Source organism: Acinetobacter sp. TGL-Y2, from assembly GCF_001612555.1.
Lineage (GTDB): Bacteria > Pseudomonadota > Gammaproteobacteria > Pseudomonadales > Moraxellaceae > Acinetobacter.
In genome coordinates this window covers 2186593-2208767 of sequence record NZ_CP015110.1, presented here as the reverse complement: position 1 = coordinate 2208767, position 22175 = coordinate 2186593, and the positions used below count along the sequence as shown (strand labels likewise).

18 protein-coding genes and 2 pseudogenes are annotated in these 22175 nt (G+C 40.4%); 9 read left to right on the top strand and 11 right to left on the bottom strand.

Going from position 1 to position 22175, the window contains the following annotated elements; genetic code table 11:
* Window positions 1–88: 88 nt before the first annotated feature.
* The 4 genes from purB to AMD27_RS10535 are packed head-to-tail and all read right to left on the bottom strand — an operon-like array spanning window position 89 to window position 3902.
* A complete protein-coding gene (gene purB / locus AMD27_RS10550; RefSeq protein WP_067660130.1) occupies window positions 89–1477 on the bottom strand; it encodes an adenylosuccinate lyase in 1389 nt (462 codons plus the stop codon).
* A gap of 56 nt (window positions 1478–1533) precedes the next feature.
* Entirely contained in the window at window positions 1534–2265 is a 732-nt protein-coding gene (hflD, locus tag AMD27_RS10545) for a high frequency lysogenization protein HflD (protein ID WP_067660127.1), read from the bottom strand.
* 13 nt (window positions 2266–2278) lie between these two features.
* Window positions 2279–3412, bottom strand: coding sequence for a tRNA 2-thiouridine(34) synthase MnmA (gene mnmA, locus AMD27_RS10540; RefSeq protein WP_067660124.1), 1134 nt, complete (start codon window positions 3410–3412; stop codon window positions 2279–2281).
* Between the two features lie 4 nt (window positions 3413–3416).
* Entirely contained in the window at window positions 3417–3902 is a 486-nt protein-coding gene (locus AMD27_RS10535) for an NUDIX hydrolase (RefSeq protein ID WP_067660121.1), read from the bottom strand.
* Window positions 3903–4294: 392 nt separating this feature from the next.
* On the opposite strand from AMD27_RS10535, the gene AMD27_RS10530 reads away from it, so the two are divergent.
* From AMD27_RS10530 to AMD27_RS10520, 3 genes are read left to right on the top strand one after another with little or no spacing between them, the layout of a single operon-like run.
* Complete coding sequence (locus AMD27_RS10530) at window positions 4295–4678, top strand: hypothetical protein (RefSeq protein ID WP_081405965.1); 384 nt, start codon at window positions 4295–4297, stop codon at window positions 4676–4678.
* Between the two features lie 54 nt (window positions 4679–4732).
* A complete protein-coding gene (locus AMD27_RS10525) occupies window positions 4733–6592 on the top strand; it encodes a copper resistance system multicopper oxidase (protein ID WP_067660115.1) in 1860 nt (619 codons plus the stop codon).
* On the top strand, window positions 6579–7424 hold the full coding sequence (locus AMD27_RS10520) for a copper resistance protein B (protein WP_067660111.1): 846 nt from the start codon (window positions 6579–6581) through the stop codon (window positions 7422–7424). The genes AMD27_RS10525 and AMD27_RS10520 overlap by 14 nt, the downstream gene beginning before the upstream one ends.
* A 281-nt stretch (window positions 7425–7705) precedes the next feature.
* Here the strand turns inward: AMD27_RS10520 and AMD27_RS19155 are convergent.
* Window positions 7706–8151, bottom strand: a pseudogene (locus tag AMD27_RS19155) (IS5/IS1182 family transposase); the annotation flags it as partial.
* Between the two features lie 306 nt (window positions 8152–8457).
* Here AMD27_RS19155 and AMD27_RS10510 point away from each other — a divergent pair.
* Window positions 8458–9332 (top strand): annotated as a pseudogene (locus tag AMD27_RS10510) (DMT family transporter).
* A gap of 52 nt (window positions 9333–9384) precedes the next feature.
* Here AMD27_RS10510 and AMD27_RS10505 read toward each other — a convergent pair.
* From AMD27_RS10505 to AMD27_RS10490, 4 genes are all read right to left on the bottom strand, one after another.
* A complete protein-coding gene (locus AMD27_RS10505; protein ID WP_067660105.1) occupies window positions 9385–9915 on the bottom strand; it encodes a gamma carbonic anhydrase family protein in 531 nt (176 codons plus the stop codon).
* Between the two features lie 102 nt (window positions 9916–10017).
* Entirely contained in the window at window positions 10018–11166 is a 1149-nt protein-coding gene (gene dacC / locus AMD27_RS10500; protein ID WP_067660102.1) for a D-alanyl-D-alanine carboxypeptidase PBP5/6, read from the bottom strand.
* A 127-nt stretch (window positions 11167–11293) separates the two neighbouring features.
* Window positions 11294–11692 (bottom strand): MCR_0457 family protein, encoded by a 399-nt coding sequence (locus AMD27_RS10495; RefSeq protein WP_067660100.1) that lies wholly within the window; start codon window positions 11690–11692, stop codon window positions 11294–11296.
* A 328-nt stretch (window positions 11693–12020) separates the two neighbouring features.
* Complete coding sequence (locus tag AMD27_RS10490; RefSeq protein WP_081406018.1) at window positions 12021–12383, bottom strand: MCR_0457 family protein; 363 nt, start codon at window positions 12381–12383, stop codon at window positions 12021–12023.
* Window positions 12384–12503: 120 nt separating this feature from the next.
* Here AMD27_RS10490 and surE point away from each other — a divergent pair, with 120 nt between their 5' ends.
* The 3 genes from surE (at window position 12504) to AMD27_RS10475 (ending at window position 15280) form a co-directional block, all read left to right on the top strand.
* Window positions 12504–13283, top strand: a complete 780-nt coding sequence (gene surE, locus AMD27_RS10485) for a 5'/3'-nucleotidase SurE (RefSeq protein ID WP_067660095.1) — start codon at window positions 12504–12506, stop codon at window positions 13281–13283.
* A gap of 123 nt (window positions 13284–13406) precedes the next feature.
* Window positions 13407–14246, top strand: coding sequence for a peptidoglycan DD-metalloendopeptidase family protein (locus tag AMD27_RS10480; protein ID WP_067660092.1), 840 nt, complete (start codon window positions 13407–13409; stop codon window positions 14244–14246).
* A 101-nt stretch (window positions 14247–14347) separates the two neighbouring features.
* Window positions 14348–15280, top strand: coding sequence for a LysR family transcriptional regulator (locus tag AMD27_RS10475; protein WP_067660088.1), 933 nt, complete (start codon window positions 14348–14350; stop codon window positions 15278–15280).
* 120 nt (window positions 15281–15400) lie between these two features.
* Here AMD27_RS10475 and AMD27_RS10470 read toward each other — a convergent pair whose 3' ends face one another.
* On the bottom strand, window positions 15401–16612 hold the full coding sequence (locus AMD27_RS10470) for an aspartate aminotransferase family protein (RefSeq protein WP_067660086.1): 1212 nt from the start codon (window positions 16610–16612) through the stop codon (window positions 15401–15403).
* Window positions 16613–16773: 161 nt separating this feature from the next.
* Here AMD27_RS10470 and grxD point away from each other — a divergent pair, with 161 nt between their 5' ends.
* Window positions 16774–17115: a Grx4 family monothiol glutaredoxin gene (gene grxD, locus AMD27_RS10465; protein ID WP_067660083.1), complete on the top strand. Its 342-nt coding sequence runs from the start codon at window positions 16774–16776 to the stop codon at window positions 17113–17115.
* 52 nt (window positions 17116–17167) lie between these two features.
* Here grxD and AMD27_RS10460 read toward each other — a convergent pair whose 3' ends face one another.
* Window positions 17168–19798: an ATP-binding protein gene (locus tag AMD27_RS10460; RefSeq protein WP_228140749.1), complete on the bottom strand. Its 2631-nt coding sequence runs from the start codon at window positions 19796–19798 to the stop codon at window positions 17168–17170.
* A 207-nt stretch (window positions 19799–20005) separates the two neighbouring features.
* Here AMD27_RS10460 and AMD27_RS10455 point away from each other — a divergent pair, with 207 nt between their 5' ends.
* Window positions 20006–22174 carry an AmpG family muropeptide MFS transporter gene (locus AMD27_RS10455; RefSeq protein ID WP_067660078.1) on the top strand — a complete coding sequence of 723 codons (2169 nt, stop codon included), beginning with the start codon at window positions 20006–20008 and terminating at the stop codon, window positions 22172–22174.
* Window position 22175 lies beyond the last annotated feature (1 nt).

Genomic DNA, 22175 nt, shown 5'->3' with positions numbered 1-22175 from the left:
ACATTCCTCATTCCATAGGAAGAAAGGCACTTTATTCAAGACATAAAAAAGCGAAGCATGACGCTTCGCTTTTTTATTTTATCTAAAATTAGATTTTAGAAATAAGGTCAGCCACTTGCTTTGCTTGATCTGCGGCATTACCTGTATACGATGCAGGTGTCATTGTCGCAAGACGTGCACGATCTGCTGCAGGTACGGCAAGCAATTCGTTACCATTGACGAAATCAACCATCATGTCACGCGTCATTGCTTGACCACGCGTTAGGGCTTTTAATTTTTCGTATGGTTTTTCAACGTTATAACGACGCATTACGGTTTGAATCGGTTCAGCCAAAACTTCTTGAGCATTGTCTAGGTCTTCAAGAATACGGTCAGCATTGAGTTCAAGTTTACTAATACCTTTAGAGCAAGCTTCAAATGCGATTAAACTCTGTGCAAAACCCACCCCCATGTTACGAAGAACAGTCGAGTCGGTTAAGTCACGCTGCCAACGAGATACAGGAAGTTTTTCGCCTAAGTGACCTAAAATTGCATTGGCAATACCTAGGTTGCCTTCTGAATTTTCGAAGTCAATTGGATTAACTTTATGTGGCATGGTTGAAGAACCCACTTCGCCATCTTTTAAACGTTGTTTGAAGAAACCTAAAGAGATATAGCCCCAAACATCACGGTTAAAGTCGATCAAAATCGTGTTGAAACGACGTAGCGCATCAAACAGTTCCGCCATGTAATCATGCGGTTCGATTTGCGTGGTGTACGGGTTAAATTCTAAACCTAAAGATTCAACAAATGCTTGTGAATGCGCAGGCCAGTTAATGTCTGGGTAAGCAGAATAATGTGCGTTATAGTTACCTACAGCACCATTAATTTTGCCCAAAAGTTCAACATTTTTAAATTGTTTGATTTGACGTGCAAGGCGATATGCCACGTTTGCCATTTCTTTACCCAAAGTCGTTGGGCTTGCAGTTTGACCATGTGTACGAGACAACATGGGTTGATCTGCATGTTTTTCAGAAAGGGCAACGATTGAATCAATGATCTGCTGCATGGCAGTCACTAAAACTTCACGACCGCTTTTCAGCATTAAAGCATGAGACAAGTTGTTGATGTCTTCTGAGGTACAGGCAAAGTGAATGAATTCGCCTGCATTTTTGAGTTCATCAATGTGCGCAATTTTTTCCTTAAGGAAATATTCTACGGCTTTTACGTCATGATTCGTTGTACGTTCAATCTCTTTAATGCGGTTTGCATCATCTTCAGAGAAATCAGTCACAATCGCATCGAGCGCTGCATTGGTCTCATTTGAGAAAGCAGGCACTTCTGTAATTTCAGCACGGTTAGCAAGGGCTTGTAACCAACGCACTTCGACAGTCACACGCGCATGGATTAAACCAAACTCAGACAGGAAGGGACGCAGAGCGTCACATTTGCTTGCGTAGCGACCATCAAGTGGAGAAAGTGCAGTTAAAGCGTTCATAGCGATTCCTTAGACATTGGAATTAAACGTAAAACAAAAACTCGAACAGCATCAGCTTAAACAGCCTGAAACTGTAAACGAGCGAGATCTTGAATATCTTTGAGTAACTTACGTTTGGTGAAGATCATGGACCATGAGCTTCCACCCGAATGGCGCCATAAATGGGCCATTTGTAAGCCTGTAAATAGGGATGCACGAATGCGATTGGTATGTGCGCTGTCTTTAAATGCTTCAGCACTGCCTTTGACCATAATGCGTGGATTAATCGATCCAGCCGTTTCAACATAGGTCTGTGCAAGATTGGCGATGATGCTTGGATGTAAATAGTTATTATCAAAGAATGAAAGTTGTTTTAGAATTTTTTGTTGTGATTTTTCAATAATTTCAACGAATTTTGGATTGCTGTAGACTTTCTTTTCTAAATGCAGCAGTGCCATGGCATAAGACATGGGAAGCTTAGCATTGGCTAATTTTGGAATTCGAGATTTAGGTGAGGTATTAAACGGTTGGGTAATACTACTTTCTAAAGTTTTGAGTCCGAGGGAAATATCGGCGAGTTGATGAAAAAAATCTAAGGTCTGACAGTTTTGATTAGATTGCGGGCGAATATTTAAACTCGCCTTAATCAATTGTTCTAAATAAAAGTTACCGTTTTCACCTACACTTTGACGTCCAGAGAGCGCTGTCATATGGGTCAGCTGTGCAGATTGAAACACAGCGGCCAATGCTAAGGCTCTATTTTGACGCACATTCAGAGTTTGAGGCTGTTGGAACGGTAACTCTGTCATGACCGATATTCCTTTAAATAAAATCAGGTTTTGGGGCATTGGTATGATGAATCACACCACCACCTAAACAAACTTCATCTGCGTAGAACACTACACTTTGTCCTGGGGTCACTGCACGTTGTGGTTCATCAAATTCAACCCGAACACCATTTGGCATGCTTGAATCTTGAAAAATCACGCAGTCTTGGTCAGGTTGACGATAACGCGTTTTGGCTGTACAGCGAAAACCTGATTCAGGAATTACTTGCTCGCCAGCGACCCAATCGATGGCTTCCGACCATAAAATGGTGCTTTGCATCAGTGGGTGTTCATGACCTTGCCCAATCACCAAACGATTGTTTTCAATGTCTTTATGCAAAACAAACCAAGCGCCTTCAGCAGCGCCTTTTAAGCCGCCCATACCAATGCCACCGCGTTGACCGAGCGTATAGTACATTAAGCCGTGATGTTCACCAACCTCTTTACCATCATCGAGCACAATTTTTCCAGCTTGAGCAGGGAGGTACTGTTTTAAGAAGTCATTAAAGCGACGTTCACCAATAAAACAAATCCCCGTTGAGTCCTTTTTCTTCGCAGTGGCGAGTCCAAGTTCTTCCGCAATTCGACGAACTTCTGGTTTCTCAATTTCACCCACAGGGAATAAGGTCTTATTAATTTCGCGACCATGCACCGCATGTAAGAAATAGGTTTGATCTTTATTTTGGTCTACACCACGAAGTAAAGGCGCATATTCTTCACCGCGTGAATTCGTTGCAGTTTCACCACGACGACAATAATGACCTGTTGCGATAAAGTCTGCACCTAGGTTCACAGCATGATCTAAAAATGCACGGAATTTGATTTCTTTATTACATAAAATATCTGGGTTTGGGGTGCGACCTGCGGCATATTCTGCTAAAAAATGTTCAAAGACGCGATCCCAATATTCCATGGCAAAATTGGCGGTGTGTAGTTTGATGCCAATTTTATCGCAAACGGCTTGTGCATCGGCAAGGTCATCCATCGCCGTACAGTATTCTGTACCGTCATCTTCTTCCCAGTTTTTCATGAAAAGCCCTTCAACTTGATATCCTTGTTGAAGTAAAAGTGCTGCAGAAACAGAAGAGTCTACACCACCAGACATACCGACGATGACACGTTGTTGCATAGGATTAAGTATCCAAATTTGAAATTAAGGGAGAATTTTGGTGCTCATAAACGAGCGATAAAGGAAATTTTTGACCTGAAAGAGCATCTTTTACGGCTTTAGTCACCAGTGGACTACGTGCACGTGCAGAGATTTCAAGTTCATCCAATGTCATCCACACTGCACCAATAATGTCTGTATCAAGCGTTGCATCAGCATGATGTCTGATATCTTGGGCTAAAAAACAGAAGCGATAATAGGTACGGTCAGGAAACATCGGTGGCGTATAGGTATATATGCCAAGTAAAGATTGAATCTCAACTTCATAAGCTGTTTCTTCCATGGTTTCACGAACAGCTGCTTGAATCAGCGTCTCACCTGCTTCAACATGACCCGCAGGTTGGTTGAAGACAGTATGCGTCACGCCTTCTGTATGTTCTTCTACAAACAGGAATTTTCCGTCTTTCTCAACGACAGTGGCAACGGTCACATGAGCAGTCCAAGCAGTCATAGAAAAAGTACCATGGGGGGAGAGATGCACTATTGTATAAAATTTTGCTGTGTGTGGCTATGTTGAAAGGGGATTTCTTTATTTATGCGAGGTTTTTTAAGATTGAATGATTAATATTGTGCATTATCGATGATAAAATAAGCGTGGAAAATGAAAAATTCTCAAGCAGTCCCAAGTCTGGATACATAAATTTCTATGGGTATTTGAAGATATTGATTTTAAATAATAAAATTTAAAAACGTGTAATGTGTACTTTATTGTTGTAGGAATTATAATTTTTTTAGCTTTGTTTATGCATTCGGTATAGGGTTGAGCTATGATAAATCATCTGTATAAATGTAAAATTTACTGTGCTGGCTAACACGTTTAAAAAACTTTGGTTTTGTTGTCTTATGGTTTTTGCCATAGGCTGGAGTAGTGTCGCTATAGCTTCTGTAAAAACAATGCATACCAATATGCAGATGCAGCATGAAAAAACAACACAAGATGATTGTATTGATTTACAGCAACAGATTGCAGGGCAAAAGCATGATCATCAAATGCAAAATATGCCGGATTTTCATCAGCAACTGATCAAAATCCCCCAAGCACAGCATACAGATTGTCAGGAATGTATAATATTATCCTGTCAGTCTTCAATCGTTTGGTTTGACCTCGAATTGCCTCAGTATCAAGTGCCTGAGCGGTCTAAAAACACAAGTATACAAAATTTTACTTATAAAGTTCAGTATCCTGCAGGATATTGGCAAAAAATTCTACGCCCTCCCAAAGTTTAACCTAGTTTTAAGAAATATTGATTTCAAAATAAATTTCTAAATTAAGGTTAAATTATGTCTATTAAATTATCGCAGAGCGTAATTGTCGTTGTGGGCCTGCTGTCTTCATCTTGGGGATTTGCAGCATTAAAAGAATATCATTTAACTATTGATGAAGGCATCGTCAATGTGACAGGGAAACCATTGAAACGGATCACTGTGAATGGTCAATTTCCTGCACCTTTACTCGAGTTTGAGGAAGGTGATGATGCTGTTATTCATGTACATAATAATTTAAAAAATCAGGATTCATCTATTCATTGGCATGGTTTGTTATTACCCGGAATTATGGATGGTGTGCCTGGATTCAATGGGTTTAATGGCATTAAACCAAAAAGTCATTTTGTTTATAAGTTTAAAGTTCGCCAGAGTGGTACTTATTGGTATCACGCACATTCTAAAGGTCAGGAACAAGATGGCTTGTTTGGTTCTTTGGTGATCTATCCGAAGGATAAAAAACCACTTGCTGCGCATGAACAGACTGATCGTGATTATGTGGTGATGTTGTCTGACTTTCATGAAAAAACTAGTGATCAAATTCAGAAAAACCTCAAAATTTCTGCTGAATATTACCAAGATCAACGGGAAACTTTAGGAGATGTTTGGAAGCAAGTGAAACGTGATGGCTTAAAAGCGACATGGTCTGACCGTAAAATGTGGAATCAGATGCGTATGCTGAAAACGGATTTGTCTGATGTCACTGATTATACTTTTTTGATCAACGGTAAAACCTCTGAACAGAATTGGACAGGCATGTTTAGACCCAATGAAAAAGTTCGTTTACGTTTTATCAATGCTTCAGCGATGTCATTTTTTGATGTACGTATTCCAAATTTAAAAATGACGGTGGTGAGTGCTGATGGACAGTCTGTACAGCCTGTCCCTGTAGATGAATTTCGTATAGGTACAGCAGAAACCTATGATGTCGTGGTCGAGCCGAAAACAGGACATTATCAGATTGAAGCTGAGTCAATTGACCGTTCAGGTTTTGCGATTGGGACTTTACAGAATGAATTAACACCAAATACATCTCGTATTCAGATGCCTCAGGCACGCCCTCGTGCCATTTTAAATAGGGCAGATATGGGGCATGACAGTGGTGATACACAAGGCACGGATCATTCGAAAATGAATCATGCTGATACGCAAGGCACGGATCATTCGAAGATGAATCATGCTGATACGCAAGACATGGATCATTCGAAGATGAATCATGCTGATATGCAAGGCACGGATCATTCGAAAATGAATCATGCTGATATGCAAGACATGAACCGCGCTAAACATCAAAATACTGTGCCTAAACTAACAGATAATGTAGTGGAAGGTTGGGCGAATGCGTCTACACCAAAAGGTGATAAAGCACTGCAATATAGTGATTTGAAATCATTAACACCGCAATCTGACACACGCGAAGCTACAAGCGAGTTAGTGGTTCGTTTGGGGGGGACTATGGAGCGTTATATTTGGACAATTAATGGTAAAAAATTCAGTGAAGCTGAACCATTAAAAGTAAAATATGGCGAGCGTATCCGGATCAAATTTATCAACGACAGCATGATGGCGCATCCAATGCATTTACATGGAATGTTTATGCAGTTAGAGAATGGTCAGCCTGCGCTCGATATGCCAAATAAACATACTATTGTTGTGCCACCTGCAAAAACCGTGACAGCATTACTTACTGCTGATGAGTTGGGGGAGTGGGCGATTCACTGTCATCTGTTGTATCACATGAGCGCTGGCATGATGAATAAATTGATTGTTGCTAATGTCTCTGACAGTGATACATCAACTTCACCACTTCAAAAAACAAAGGCTTCTGCAACGAATAACAAGGCTGTACAACAAGGAGATCAACATGCGCATCACTAAGTTATTTCCGTACACTGTTCTAGCAAGCTCGTTATTCTGGGTGAATGGAGAAGCTGTAGCACAAGGGCATATACAATCACCATCTGAGCATGGCATTGCGATGCCTGAAATGGATCACTCAGCCCTTACCCATGCAAGTGCTCACCAAGGACATGACCATCGTAAAGAGCATGGTGCGCAAGTCTATGCAGTGACGACCTTAGACAATAAGTGGCGTGTGAATGAAGATGGCGAAGGTGCGTTAAAATCTGAAATTGAAACCCGAATTGGCACGGATGAAAATAAGATTTTCCTCAAGGCACATGTTAATAAGCAAGAATCTTATGATACTGAATATGATTTAAAAATATTATACAGCCGTATGATTTCAGACTTTTGGGATGCGCAGGTCGGGACACGTTACTGGATTGAAAAAGTTAAGCATCGTCAGCATTCTACTGATACCGAAGAAAAGCTTGATGGGGTAATTGGTGTGCATGGTATGGCACCCTATTTCTTTGAAACTGATGCGTATCTATATATAGGTAAAGACAATTATTCAGGGTTGAGTGTGGAAACTGAACGTGATTTATTGCTCACACAAAAACTGATTTTTACACCCTATTTAGATATGGATGTGATCTTTAATGATGATTCTAAATATGCCAAAAGATCGGGTTTAAATGGTGTTACAGCAGGTTTAGAAACACGCTATGAAATCAGTAAAAAGATTATGCCCTATATCGACATCGCTTATGAATATTCTAAAGGCGATAAGACAACCTCCTTTCAATCTTCAAATGGTTCTGAAAGCAGTTGGTTATATGGTGCTGGATTCAGATTTAAATTCTGATTAATTGAAGTTTATAACTAAATAACCGCGAATCGCGGATAAGAAATTGACTCGAAAAATAGGAGGGCTAGAGCCATCGGTTGCGTTACCGCACTAAACTCACAACTCTAGTCCTTATGTTTAACAGGACTGAATTATTATGTGTAATTGATGATTTCTTATTAAGACTTGAAGCAATGTATTTGAAATCTCTCAAGCAGAGTAATGACGCTTTAAGCGTCCGAAATACACAACTTAGTATTTCAGAAATCATCTTTAGCGCTATTTAGTAGATGTGCAGATGCAACTTTCACATCATGAGTTGTGCCGTCACCCATGATAAATTCCATGCGGTTTCCATTTGCCTCTACAGCTAAATGGATTTTAGAGCTATTCCCACCGATGCTTTTAGAAATAGACACTCTTTGATTGCTCGATTCCTCCCACATGTTGATGCGCTCTCACATGGCTCGGATTAATAAAGATTAACTCTAAGTCTTTACAATTGAAAAAATAATTTAAATACTTTGAATAATTTAATGTCTTTGCATCAACAATTGAACTTTCAAAAAATCGAATTTGGTTTAGCAAAGCTTTGTAGTAAATCACGTCAAGGACATCCTGTTCTCATCCGATAAAGAATTGCTTCGATAAATAACCTCAAATTATGTTTGAGATAAATACCGAAATTGACGAGAATAGATTTTAGCTTAGAGCTGTGTTGATCAGCCAGCATCGTTCGAGGCATAGAGAGAAGCGAATGTGGTTTGGTGATTGAATTTTACTTTCTGACTGTTTCTTGAACAGCGAATATCAACCAATCCTAAAAGATTACTCAAATGGCTTTGGCTTTACATGCAAATCGACAATTTTTTTGATGATGCTGATTACTTCTTTTGTATCAAATATTGCATTGTATTTGCCAGCTAAAAGTATTTGTCCAACGCGTTTGGATTCTATTTCTAGCAAACAATAACTTTAACTCACGACACAAATAATACTTTTATTGTTCTCAGCATCTTTGTATCTGGCTTTTTAGAACTTTGGAATATATATGCATTTAAATAAAAATATGCTTACTTCTTATGGTGCAACCTCAGGTTTCGTTTTGCTTTGGGGAGCAGCGGCAATCTTTACCCGTTGGGGGGGTTAGATAATGCCTCACCCATGGTTCTTTTAATTTCCCGATTCTTAATTGCTTTAGCCTTGCTTATTATCGTTGGCTTATTCCGTCAAAAATTACTCCCACAAAGAGGTACAAGCAAACAGGTGATATTGACCGGTTTACTTATGATAGGTGGATACTCTGTATTTTACTTTCAGGCTATGGCTCATGGTGTCACACCCGGTTTAATTGCCACTATCATGGGTGCCCAACCTATTTTAACGCTTTGCATGCTTGAACGAAAAATGAATAAGACAAAATTGTTTGGTTTATTCATTGCTCTATTCGGATTGATAATTTTAGTTTGGGAAAGCTTAGTAAATTCCCATATTGCCCCCTTAGGTATGTTTTTCGCCCTGGTTGCATTACTTTGTATGACATTTGGAGCAATTTTACAGAAAGATATTAAACAGCATCCTGCTGAGATATTACCCATCCAGTATGCCGTCAGCTTACTAGTCTGTTTATTACTTTTACCCTTTGAAGATATAGCTTTGACAGTAAATTGGAATTTTATTATTTCTATATTATTCCTAGGTATTCTTATTTCCGTTGTTGCCCAATTTTTGCTATATAAGCTTCTCAATAACGGAGATGTGGTGAATGTTACAAGCCTGTTTTATTTAGTCCCCATTGTCACAGCTCTGCTAGATTATTTTATATTGGGAAATATCCTTCCTTGGTCTGGATTATTCGGCATGATCTCAATTTTGACTGGAATAATACTTGTCTTTAATGCTGGATCGAATGAAAAAAATAGTTGAATAAGTCTCTTCATGCCTATTTAACGTAATAGGCCTGATGCGAAATATAATTCTATTTATAATTAGCCGAAACTTTCACATAATTTTGTGCAGAATAAGATAAAAATTCTAATTCTTTCTCAGTCAATTTGCGCGTTTTTTTAACTGGACTTCCGACATATAGATAACCACTTTCTAAACGCTTACGCGGTGGAACAAGCGAACCCGCACCAATCATGACATCATCTTCAATGATCACATCATCTAAAACAATGGTATTGATCCCGACCAAGACACGATGACCAATCGTACATCCATGTAAAGTAACGTGATGTCCAATCGTGACATCTTCACCAATAATCAGCGGTGAACCTTCGGGTTTAGACGCATTTTTATGACTGACGTGCAACATCGCATGATCTTGCACATTCGAATTTTTACCAATACGAATATGGTTCACATCACCACGAATCACCGCAAATGGCCACACGGAGACATTTTCACCCAAGACAACATCGCCAATTAAGACAGCCATTGGATCAATATAATTGGATTCATTACTTTGTGGATAAGTATTTAAATAAGCACGAATATTGTGAGTCATGACGAAACATCCATAATTTTGGACACAGTATAAAATAAAAAAGCATTCATACCGAGATATGAATGCTTAAGTCTAATGCGTGCTTAAAACCAAAAGAACGATTTAGAATAAATTGCTAAAGAACTGTTTAACATGATCAATCATACGCGAGAAGAAACCCGCTTCTTCAACCGCTTGTAGCGCAACCAAAGGCTTCTCAGCAATCACTTTACCATCTAAAGTCGCGGTGAGTTTACCCACCACTTGACCCTTTTGTAGCGGTGCATTCAAATTCGGTTGAACCGAAATTTGCGTTTTAATCGCATTCGCTTGACCTTTAGGCATGGTCACATTGAATTTTTCAGCAAGACCAATACTCGCTTCATTTTGAGTACCAAACCAAACTTTAGATGTTGTGATTTGTTTGTTTGCAGGCTGAACATTCACAGTTTCGAAGTTTGCATAACCCCAAGCTAAAATTTCACGTGTTTGAGATGCACGTTCATTCATGCTCGGCGCACCAAAAATCACAGAGATCAAACGCATTGGTCCACGTTTTGATGACGTCGTCAGGCAGTATCCAGCTTCTTCAGTATGACCTGTTTTTAAACCATCGACACTTGGATCGGTATAAAGCAGGGCATTACGGTTGCCTTGTTTAATGCCATTGAAGGTAAATTCTTTTTCAGAATAAATAGGGTAGTATTTAGAACTGTCATGAATGATATGTTGCGCAAGCGTTGCCATATCTTTGGCAGTTGAATAATGTCCTTCTGCTGGCATACCTGTTGAGTTGACAAAACTGGTATTGGTCATGCCTAAGCGCTTTGCTTCTTGGTTCATGCTGTGAGCAAATGTGCCTTCATTGCCAGAGATATGTTCTGCCATGGCTTTAGAGGCGTCATTACCCGACTGAATGATAATCCCACGCAGCATTTCTAACACTGTTGCGGTACCATTTAGAGGCACGTACATGCATGACTCTGTGCTACTTCCACGACACCAAGCAGACTCGTTCATCCGCACTTTTTCGTCTTCGGTCAATTGACCCGCTAAAAGCTTTTGTTCAATGATGAAACTGGTCATCATTTTGGTCATGGATGCAGGGGCAAGTTTTTCGTTTTCATTCTTACTTGCAAGGATTTGACCTGTTTCATAGTCCATCAGAACATAGGATTTATTATTTAATTCTGGTGGTGTAGAGAGTACAGTCGCTGCATAAGAAAATGAAGGTAATAATAGTACTGCAGCTATGGCGCTTTTTAAGGTCATTCTCGGTGGTTCCAATCTTATATGAGCACAAAACAGCTTTGCATTCTAGGACAAAGCAAAGCCGACTGCTACCGTGAGCGTCGGCTTATTTCACACGAATTGTAACTATTTCATGCATGTTTAGCTTTTAAGATTGATAATCTTTCACATCTGAACATACTTTAAGATTGCCCTTGTCGCCCGCAGTTTTGGCATCAGCACGTGCTTGCTTTAAAGCATCTTTAAAACTACTTTGTTTGACCAAGCTTTTCAGCGCAGTTTCTGGGGTTTTTTCTTGCGGTAAATAGTCTTTAAGCAAGTTGTTATAGCCGGTTTTGAATTGATCATCTTGCTTAACAAGCGTAGGGCAAACTTCAGACAGCACATAAATAGCTGCCAGTTCATCTTTGGTTACGCTTTGCTGAGTAACTTCTATATTTTCTTTAATGTCATTAGTTTTGGTTTTTTCAGCGAAAGCAGTCGGAGCAAATGCCAAAGAAGCTGAAACCAAACCCGCAGATAAAAAACCGAACCATTGCTTTTGCATAATTTTCTCTAATTTTATAACCAAATGATTTGCATAGAATAAACATATTTAGTGAGGAAAAAACAGAGAAAATGTATCAATGCTGTAGGCTTTATATATGAAATAGTCAATTTTACATCCATGTGAACTCGATCAAGATTTAAACATAAGAACCTCTACATGGATGTCGGATCAAATCTGCATGAGCTAAATAGGGTATTTAGTGTCTGGGTCTTGAGGCTGAGAATATCAAGATTTAGAGGATTTAGAATCCACAGTACTTAAAATTTACAGTACTTAAAATTTAAAGCATCTCTGCTCAATAAACTCAAACCCAAAGATCAGCATCTTAAAGCCCTAAAATTTCTTCACAGCCTTGCTTTTGATCAGCCTTGTCATATTCAGTGGTTGTTTGCTTAGCTTCTGCATAGGCTGCTTGATATTCAGCATCTGCTTTTAGCTGTGCTAATGTGGTCGTAGGATTGCTTAAACTTTTTAAGCTGGTTTGAGTGAATTGATCCACATGTAAGTTGATTTTCGCATGTTCACCAATTAAAGCTGGACAGATTTCAGTGAGCACTTGTGCTGTTGCAATGTCTTCTTTTACCAATAAATCAAGTTCAGCAGGACTTAAACCTTCAGCAAAAGCAGGAAGAGCAAATGCAGCGCTAAGCAGAGCAATAGAGGTGAAGCGATTAATGAGACTTTTCATGTTATTCAACTCGAGATTAATATTATAAAGTGTGCTGAATATATAGCGTTGTTCAATATTTTCCAATCATATAACCTTCAGAGTCATTTTTCAGAGTCGATTTAAATTATGCATTCAATAATGAATATCTTAATTGCCAATGACGATGGTGTATTTGCACCTGGTATCCAAGCTTTGGCTCGTGCGTTAAAACCTTTAGGTCGGGTGGTTATTGTTGCTCCTGAAAGTGAACGAAGTGGTTACTCGAGTGCTTTAACCTTAGATCGACCACTGCGCCCGATTCAAATTGCCCAAGACGTTTGGGCAGTCAATGGCACGCCAGCAGATTGCGTGTATTTGTCTATGAATGGCATGTTTGATTTCGAGTTTGATCTGGTGGTGAGTGGCATCAACAGTGGGGCAAACTTAGGTGATGATGTGTTGTATTCGGGTACAGTAGGTGCTGCATTTGAAGGGCGGTTAATGAAACAGCCCGCAATTGCAGTGTCATTGGCGGGTCCAAATGTCCGCGCTTACAACAGTCCAGATGACTATGCACAAGCAGCACAATGGGTCTATACCTTTATCTCCCAAGGTTTACCCAGCTTGCCTGAACGACATATTTTAAACATTAATATTCCAGATGTAGAACATATTCAAGGCGCTCAAGTGACTTATCAGGGGCGCCGTAGCCAGTCAAAACCGATTACCACCCAAGTTGATCCCCGTGGTCGTCAAGTGTTTTGGATTGGACTTTCAGGCGAGGCGGTCACTGATCCAGTTAAAGGTGACATGCAAATTCAGTCGGATTTTTTTGCCGTGGCGAATGGCTTTGTCAGCATTACGCCCATACAAATGGATGCGACTAATTACGAGATTTTAGACAGTCTAAAATTACAATTTAATCAAAAGGACTTTTAACCGCAGCTTAAGTGTTATAAGTTTGTGAAAATGTACCATTAAACAGTCACATTCATATTAATTTTGCTAATCTTAAGCCAATTCAAGTTTTAACATTCATATTCAGATTGTAGAGAGGGAATCATGCTTTTGGCCAGACCACAGAAAGCTTCAAAAATGCCTAAGGTATGGATGAATACATTCATGATGTCAGTAACGGTTGTTGCTGCAATCACCATGGTGGGATGTGCGTCAAAACCACAAGTGAACAACCCAACCCGTTATGCAACTGCACCCGATTTTTATACGGTTCGTTCAGGGGACACACTGAGTAAAATCGCAAATCGTTATGGGCTAAGTTATATCAGTGTTGCAGAAATGAATGATATTGCCCCGCCGTATCGCATTTATGTCAATCAGTCGATTCGTTTGAAGCAGTCTGCGAACCGCAACAATAATCGTTCGACTCCACGTCCGCTGGCAACGACAGACACTCAAATTCAGCGCCAAGCGATTCAATTACCGGCCAACAATCAAACCACGTATACGCCACCTGTGACTAAAGCACCAACGACCGTACAAACACCTGTAAATGTTGCACCTACAACTATTAAAGCCACGTCTTTGCGTTGGGTTAAACCATCCAATGGTCCAGTACTGGAAAACTTCAATGCCGCTTCTAACGTAAAAGGTTTACGTTATGGGGGGAATGTCGGAGATCCAATTTTTGCAGCGGCGGATGGTCAGGTGGTTTATGCTGCAGATGGATTAAAAGAATATGGAAATTTAGTTCTAATCAAACATATAGATGGCTACATTACAGCATATGCACATAACAATAAAATGCTGGTGAAAAGTGGTCAAAATGTCACAGCAGGGCAAAAGGTTGCTGAAATGGGCTCAAGTGGTGCAACAAAAACCATGCTTGAGTTTCAAGTTCGCTTAGATGGTAAGCCAATTAACCCTGCAAATATTTTACCTTAGAATTAAATATAGTTGGTGCAAACTAAAAATTCTTCGTATAATACAATGAGTTGCTTTTATCTTAAAAAGGTGAAGTATCTCATAATTTCAGAGGGAAATTTATGTTAGATCAACTTCGATCAATGGGTGTTTTTGCATGTGTTGTTGAGAAAAGCTCATTTAGTGGTGCTGCTCGGGATTTGGGCATCACCACGAGTGCAGTCAGTCAGCAAATACGTTCATTAGAACAAGACATGGAAGTGACTCTACTCCACCGCTCCACAAGAAAGCTAAGTTTGACAGAAGCAGGACAGGCTTTTTTTTATAGCTGCCAAGAAATGCTTGCAGCAGCAGAGCGCGGTAAAATTCGAATTAATGAATTAAGAGACGACTTAGTGGGGGATTTGCGCATTGCAACCACGCCAGAATTAGGTGCAATGCATCTGGTTCCTGCATTATCCCATTGGATCAATGCACATAAAGGTCTAAATGTTCACTTTGAAGCTGAAAATCAATTTATCGATTTAATTCAAGAGCGCATTGATATCGCGATTCGCATGTGTTCTAAAGTTGAAGAATTAAATAATTTGACTTATATGCCTTTGGCACGTGTAGACCAGGTAATGGTGGCTTCGCCAAGCTACTTAAATCAGAACTTACCCATTTCACGTCCAGAAGATTTGTTAAATCATGATTTGATCCCGATCAATATAATGAAAAATTATCAAAACTTTAGTTTTGAGCATGTGACCACCAGTGAAAATGTCAATATTGAAATGAAACATCGTTTGCAGACGAACAATGTTTTTGTGGCAAAATCACTGTGCCAAAACGGTCATGGTATTGCGCGTATCTTGTATTTAGATATTCAAAAAGAATTGAAAAATGGTACTTTGGTAGAGGTTTTACCAGAGTGGAAACTTCCAGCCTTTACTTTAAATGCGATGATTTTAAAGCGTGAGCAGCAGCCGATGAAAATTCATCGTTGTCTCGATGCTTTGAAACAATACTTTAGCCAATTGCCTGGCGGACGTGTATTCCAAGAAGCGTCATAATTCAAAGCCTATAATGTCTAAATCTAAAAAAGCCGCTTTAAAGCGGCTTTTTGTGTCTCATTGAATATTGAATCTCAATGCCGAAATGAAACCAAGATCAATATCAAGCAAGGAGTTGGATTATTTTAAAAAGTTTTGAATGGCTGGTACCAAACGCTTCAGCAAATCATCTGCTTGTTCATGATTCATATTCAGTGCAGGAAGTAAGCGAACCACGTTACCCGCAGTCACATTAATAATTAGATGATGTTCAATGCGAGCAATATTCACCAGTTCCGCACATGCTTTTGGAAGTTCAATACCAATCATCATACCAAAGCCACGCACAATCACTTTTTGCTCAGTAAGTTGAGTGCGGAGTTGATCGACTAGATAGCTGCCTATTTCAGCAGCATTGGCAACGATATTTTCTTTTTGCATTAAGTCAATAATGGTATACACCACACGCGAACCTAGTGCAGAACCGCTATAAGTTGAACCATGGTTTCCAGCCGTTAAAATACCCACGCCTTTACCTTGGGTCATCACCGCACCAATCGGGAAACCATTACCCAAACCTTTCGCTGTGGTCATTACATCAGGTACGATATTGGTATGTTGGTAAGCAAAGTATTTACCTGTACGTCCATTACCTGTTTGCACCTCATCGAGCATCATCAGCCAATTGTGTTGGTTACACAGCTGGCGAATCTCTTCTAAATAACTAAAACCTTGAGGGGCGGTGTTGACACCACCTTCGCCTTGAATCGGTTCAACTAAAATAGCCACTATATCTGGGTGATTGATTGCAGCTTCGGTAATTGCTTCAATGTCGCCAAACGGTACGCGAATAAATCCTTCAACTAAAGGTCCAAAGCCTTCTTGAACTTTTTTATTGCCCGTTGCGGACAAGGTTGCCAAGGTACGACCGTGAAAAGATTGATCTGCAACAATGATTTTGGGTACAGCAATACCTTGCATATGACCAAATTTACGAGCAATTTTGATTGCGCCTTCATTGGACTCTGCACCGCTGTTTGAGAAGAAAATTTCTTCCATGCCTGATACTTCAGCCAGCTTTTGTGCAGCAGCCGTTTGCCAAGGTACTTCATAAATATTACTGGTGTGAATTAAGGTGGCTGCTTGTTCAGCAATTGCTTCAGCAATAACAGGATGGGCATGACCCAAACCGCATACAGCAATCCCGGTTAGAGCATCTAAATATTCAGTGCCTTCAGCGGTATAAAGGTATGATCCTCGTCCGCGAACAAAGCTGATCGGTTGACGGCTAAAGACAGGCATCAAGTGAGAAGGTTGATCAGTTTGTACCGGCGCGAGGCTAATGTTATTCATGACTAACTCTTATTTGTTAGGTGGAAATTAAAAGTTTATCTAAACAAAAACAGCGTAAGATTAAAAGACCCAATGTAAATTAAAGTGGAAAAACTTGGCAATCCGTTCTCTTTAAGGCGGATTTAGGTATAATGCACCCAGATGAGTTGAGGATTTAATCAATGACTGAACAAGTGCGTGATACAGAAGCGTTAATTCGCGATCAAATTGCTAAACATGCGGTGCTTCTTTATATGAAGGGCACACCACAATTTCCACAATGTGGTTTCTCTGCGCGTGCAGTTGAAGCATTGAGCCAAATTGGTCGTCCATTTGCTTATGTTAATATTTTGGAAAATCAAGATATCCGTGCAATGTTGCCACAAATTGCAAACTGGCCAACATTTCCACAACTATGGATCAATGGTGAGTTGATTGGTGGTAGTGATATCATGCTAGAAATGTTCCAAAATGGCGAACTTAAAACGCTAATTGAACAATATAGCCCAGCAGCCGAAGCTTAATTGAGCTGAAGTTAAAGAAAGCGCCTCGAGGGCGCTTTTTTTATATCAATACTTAATGCGATGACGTCTCACTATGAAACATAGATGAAGCCTTAGCTTCAGATTCTAGCCCTTCTTTTTTAGCATTGGCTTCTGTTTTGGCTTTGTCTTTCTTTGCCTTGTCTTTTTTCTTCTTTTTTTTCTTTTTCTTGGTCAAGTCTTCAAGTTCGGCACCATCTTCAATCGCTTGCCAATATTCCAATTGCTCCATCACAGCCGCATAGATCGAACCTTGGGTATAACGACCTTTTTTATTGAGCTCACCGACAGGGCGCGCCATCAATATTTCCAGCGCTTCATCAATGGTGCGAATGGCATGAATATGGAACTGACCAGCGGCCACCGCATCGATCACATCTTGACGAATCATCAGGTGATCCATGTTTTGACGCGGAATAATCACACCTTGCTTGCCAGTTAAACCTTGAAGCTTACAGGCATCATAGAAACCTTCAATTTTGGCATTTACACCACCAATCGGTTGCACCTGACCCAGTTGGTTCATTGAACCTGTAATCGCCCAGGATTGATCAATCGGCAGTTGGCTGATCGCAGAAATTAAGGCAGAGAGTTCTGCAACTGTTGCACTGTCCCCATCAACTTGACCATAGCTTTGCTCAAAAGCCAATGCTGCTGAGAAATGTAGAATTTGCTCACGACCAAAATGTGCTTTTAAGAAAGAAGACATCAGTAGCACGCCTTTGGCATGTAGAGAACCACCGAGTTCTACGCTACGTTCGATATCTAAAATATCGCCACCACCTTGGTAAACCGATGCAGTTAAGCGAGAAGGAAGACCAAACTCAACATCTGCATAATGAATCACAGACAAGGCATTAATTTGTCCCAAACGGTGACCGCGAGTTTCAATCAACTGCGTACCGCGCGATAAATCTTGCCAATACAGTTCGCGCAAATAACCCAAACGATATTGACGATGTTTAAGCGCCGTATTGATATGCTCGGCAGTTACCATCGTGGCGTTGGCTTTAAATGCATGATGATGTGACTCATGAATCAAGTCACCCAGTGTCAAGGCGTGTAATGACAAAGAGCTTTGATCTTCTGCTTGACGGCTCGAATCGGTAAGTAGCGCAGCCAGAGCAGAGCGGTCAAAAGGCAGTAATTTTGAAGATTGCACATAATCTGCAATCAAATGCATATACGCTTGTTCGTTTTCGTCATTACGTTGTAATGTATCTGTAAAGTCAGCACGAATTTTAAAGACGCTACCAAGCTCTGGCTCAACCTCTAAAATTTCATAATACATTTCAGGTTCAGCCAATAACACCACTTTTAAGTTCAATGGGATGGATTCTGGCTCAATTGAAATATTACCTGTTAGCGTTAGCATCTGTTCCAAAGAGGTCAATTTGATCTGACCTGACTTAATCGCACGTTTTAAACCTTGCCATGCATAAGGTTGCTCCAGCAATTGATCAGCTTCAAGCATCAAGAAGCCACCATTGGCACGGTGTAGTGCGCCTGGACGGATTAAAGTGAAATCTGTGCTGATGGTGCCTTGTTGTGTCAACTGTTCAACATGACCCAGCAAGTTGTAATGGGTTGGAAAGTCTTCAAAGATCACAGGTGCGCCCGTGTTGGCTTTATTGCTAATCACCACATTGGCTTGATAGCGCGCAGGCACGCGGTTGAAATGCGCAGGTGCGAAATCGACCTCTTCTTGCTCAAGTACAGTTTCAACATTTTCAATAATGTCTTCAGCATACAGTTTTAAATACTGCTCAAGTCCATCCACTGTGGTGAACTTATTGAGGATGAGTTCCATACGCGGAATAATCACTTGCTTGGCAATATCACGATTAAGCTCAGACACTAAATCTCGAGCTTCATCTTCAAGATCACCAATTTGTAAGCCTAAACGCTCAAGCTTTTTATCCATGTAGCGGATATTGGCATTAATCTCAGCACGTTCTTTACTGTTTAAAGCATTGATGTCTTCTTGAGACATTTCTTCGATTTTGTCATTTATAAAATGTGTTGGAATAAAGCAATGTTCATCGTTTCGATTAATTAGTTTTAAGTCGAGTTCTTCACCCTCACGGGTTAACTCAACCAATGCATGATGTTGTTCATTGCCTGTAATCATGCGAATTTTTTCAATTCGATTGTGATAGGTCTCAGCGCTAAAGCGGCGTTCTAACTGCTTAAAAATAGTTTGCCATGTCTGATGTAACATGGCTTGGAATTTATTGCCTTGACCCGCAAGGAAGTGCAGCACAATTGGATTACGTGGATTGTTAAAATTATAAACATAGACCCAGTCATCTGGGGTCGGCATATTTTTGGCATGTTGCTGTAGTAAACGCTTGATCATGGTGCGTTTACCTAAGCCTGCTGTACCCACTGCAAAAATATTGTAGCCTGAATAAGGTAGTGCAATACCGGCCTCTACAGAGGCCTTGGCACGGTCTTGACCCAAGAAATTATTCAGCGGTTTAATTCTTTTTGTTGACGCTGGAATTTTTGACGCATCTGGGACGTGGGTGAGTTGTTCTGGTTTGAGTGCTGTTTGAGTCAAAGTGTTTTGAATTTCCATTTGTTCAAATACTGAAGGAACCGCATTTACAAGTTTTACTAAATTTGTGGATGGTGGGGTGGTTGCTACAGCTTTTGAGTTGATTTGATCGTGTCTTTGGGTCACAGGTGAAATCCAAAACTAATAAGTACAGTTGAAAGTCTAAAGGTATACAGGTTTAAACACAAAGATCAAGAGAACATCCGCTAAATAACTGCAAAATATCCTGCAGTGGTTGCATAAAAAATATTGAAACCATCGTCATTAAAGAGTTGAATAGCATTAATTCATTTTGCCGACAATAACAACGCAATGACAGCACACACTTCCGGATGGAAATCTGCCTTTTTAGCCTTTTTAGATCGCCGCGCGCTCATCATGTTGTTTTTGGGATTCTCTGCGGGTATTCCTATTCTTCTGATTTTTTCGAGTCTTTCGCTTTGGTTGGGTGAAGCGGGTATATCGAAAAGCGCCGTGACTTTTTTTAGTTGGGCGGCACTGGGGTATTCATTTAAATTCGTGTGGGCACCACTGATCGATGAGCTGCCGGTCCCTTTTTTGACTAAGGCACTGGGGCGTCGTCGGGCATGGCTTTTGATTGCCCAAATTCTGATTATTTGCGCCATTTGTCTGATGGCATTTTCAGATCCTGCTTTGGGGCAGAGCTATTTGTATCAAATGGCAGCAGGCGCCGTTTTGCTTGGATTCTCTGCGGCCACACAAGATATTGTGATTGATGCTTATCGTATTGAGCTAGCTGAAACACAAATGCAGACGGTATTGGCTTCGACTTACAATGCAGGTTATCGCATTGGCATGATCATTGCTGGTGCGGGTGCACTGTTTCTGGCAGCAAAATTAGGCACAGCCAAAGGCAATTATATTTACGAGGCTTGGAAATATACCTACTTGGTCATGGCAGCGGTCATGCTGATTGGTATTGCAACAACGCTGTGTATTCGTGAACCACAAGTCGATCGTGTGCGTAAAGAATATAAACGCACCGATTATTATCGTTTAGTGGCGGTATTTTTTGTCGCTGTCAGCAGTTTTGTGCTCAGTTATCTTGTATCAGGTGGGCTGATCGAGTCGGTTGTTACGCGGTTCTCCATCGAAGATTCTTTTGCACTTTTTGGTTTGGAAGCGGCGCGATTTATTGGTTCTGGAGCAGTCGCATTTGGGGTCGGTGCATGCTTAGTGAAACTGGGCGCAGTGAATCAGCAAATGGCCTATGAAACTTGGGTCAATCCAATTGCAGATTTCTTTGAACGCTATGGCTTGAAATTGGCACTGGTGCTGTTGTTGCTGATTGGATTTTATCGAATTTCAGACATCATTGCGGGTGTGATCTCGAATGTGTTTTATCAAGATCTCAACTTTAGCAAAGAACAAATTGCTGAAGCAGTCAAAATTTATGGCGTGATTTTTAGTTTATTGGGCGGCTTCTTAGGCGGTTTGTTGGCGCAGCGTTTTAACATCATGAAATTGATGTTTGTGGGTGCGGTTTTAGCCAGTTCTACCAATCTGATTTTTATTGGTTTGGTGAAATCAGGTCAACAGCTTTTGGATGTCACCATTCAAGTCGGTGAAAATGTATATCGTACCCAAAGTGATGAGGTCGGTTATTTTAAGTTAAATGTACCTGCTGGTGTGCTGAATCAGGCAGATAAAATCACTATCCAAAGTCAATTTGCACATTCGGATCAAGATGCAGTTAGGGTTGATCTTCCCTATTTAAAAGCCAGTGAGCAGCCCCAAATCTTATTTTTCCCGCTGTCTCAAGACAATCTACTGCGTGCATCTGAACTTAAACAAAGCGTGGTGGTAAAAGGTCAATTGGCTGGAATAGATATGACTCAAATGGATCTGAACAAATCACTCTACTATGTGTTGGATGGACAAGATTATCCTGCAAAACTAGATGATCACGGTTTAATGACGGGTGCAATTGATGGGCAGGCCTTAGCGACAGCGAAACAGAAGAGCATTCGTCTTCGAAGTGACTATGCACCTCTTAACGCAATTACTCCCAAAGTAGCTTTATCTTATAAAGTGGATTCAACATCCCATCACGTTCCACTTTCCATTGATGTTGACCCTATTGCAGTCGTTGATGCAAATGCACAGAAAAGTATTGAACTCAAAGGCAAAGTTATTAAAGAATACAGCTCGAATTGGCTCTACTTTGCCATTATTGTGGATAATCTCGCTTCAGGGTTGGCAGGCGCGGCATTTATCGCATTCTTATCCAGTTTGACCAGTGTCTCATTTACTGCCGTTCAATATGCGATTTTCAGCTCACTTATGACCCTAACACCTAAGATTTTAGGTGGATATTCAGGTACTATAGTGTCCAATATTGGTTATCCAAACTTCTTTCTGATGACCACCTTAATTGGGATTCCTATTCTGATTCTAGTGGTGTGGGTGGGAGTGTTACTGAGCGATCACCAAAAGCAAATTGTAAATAAGGATGAATAAG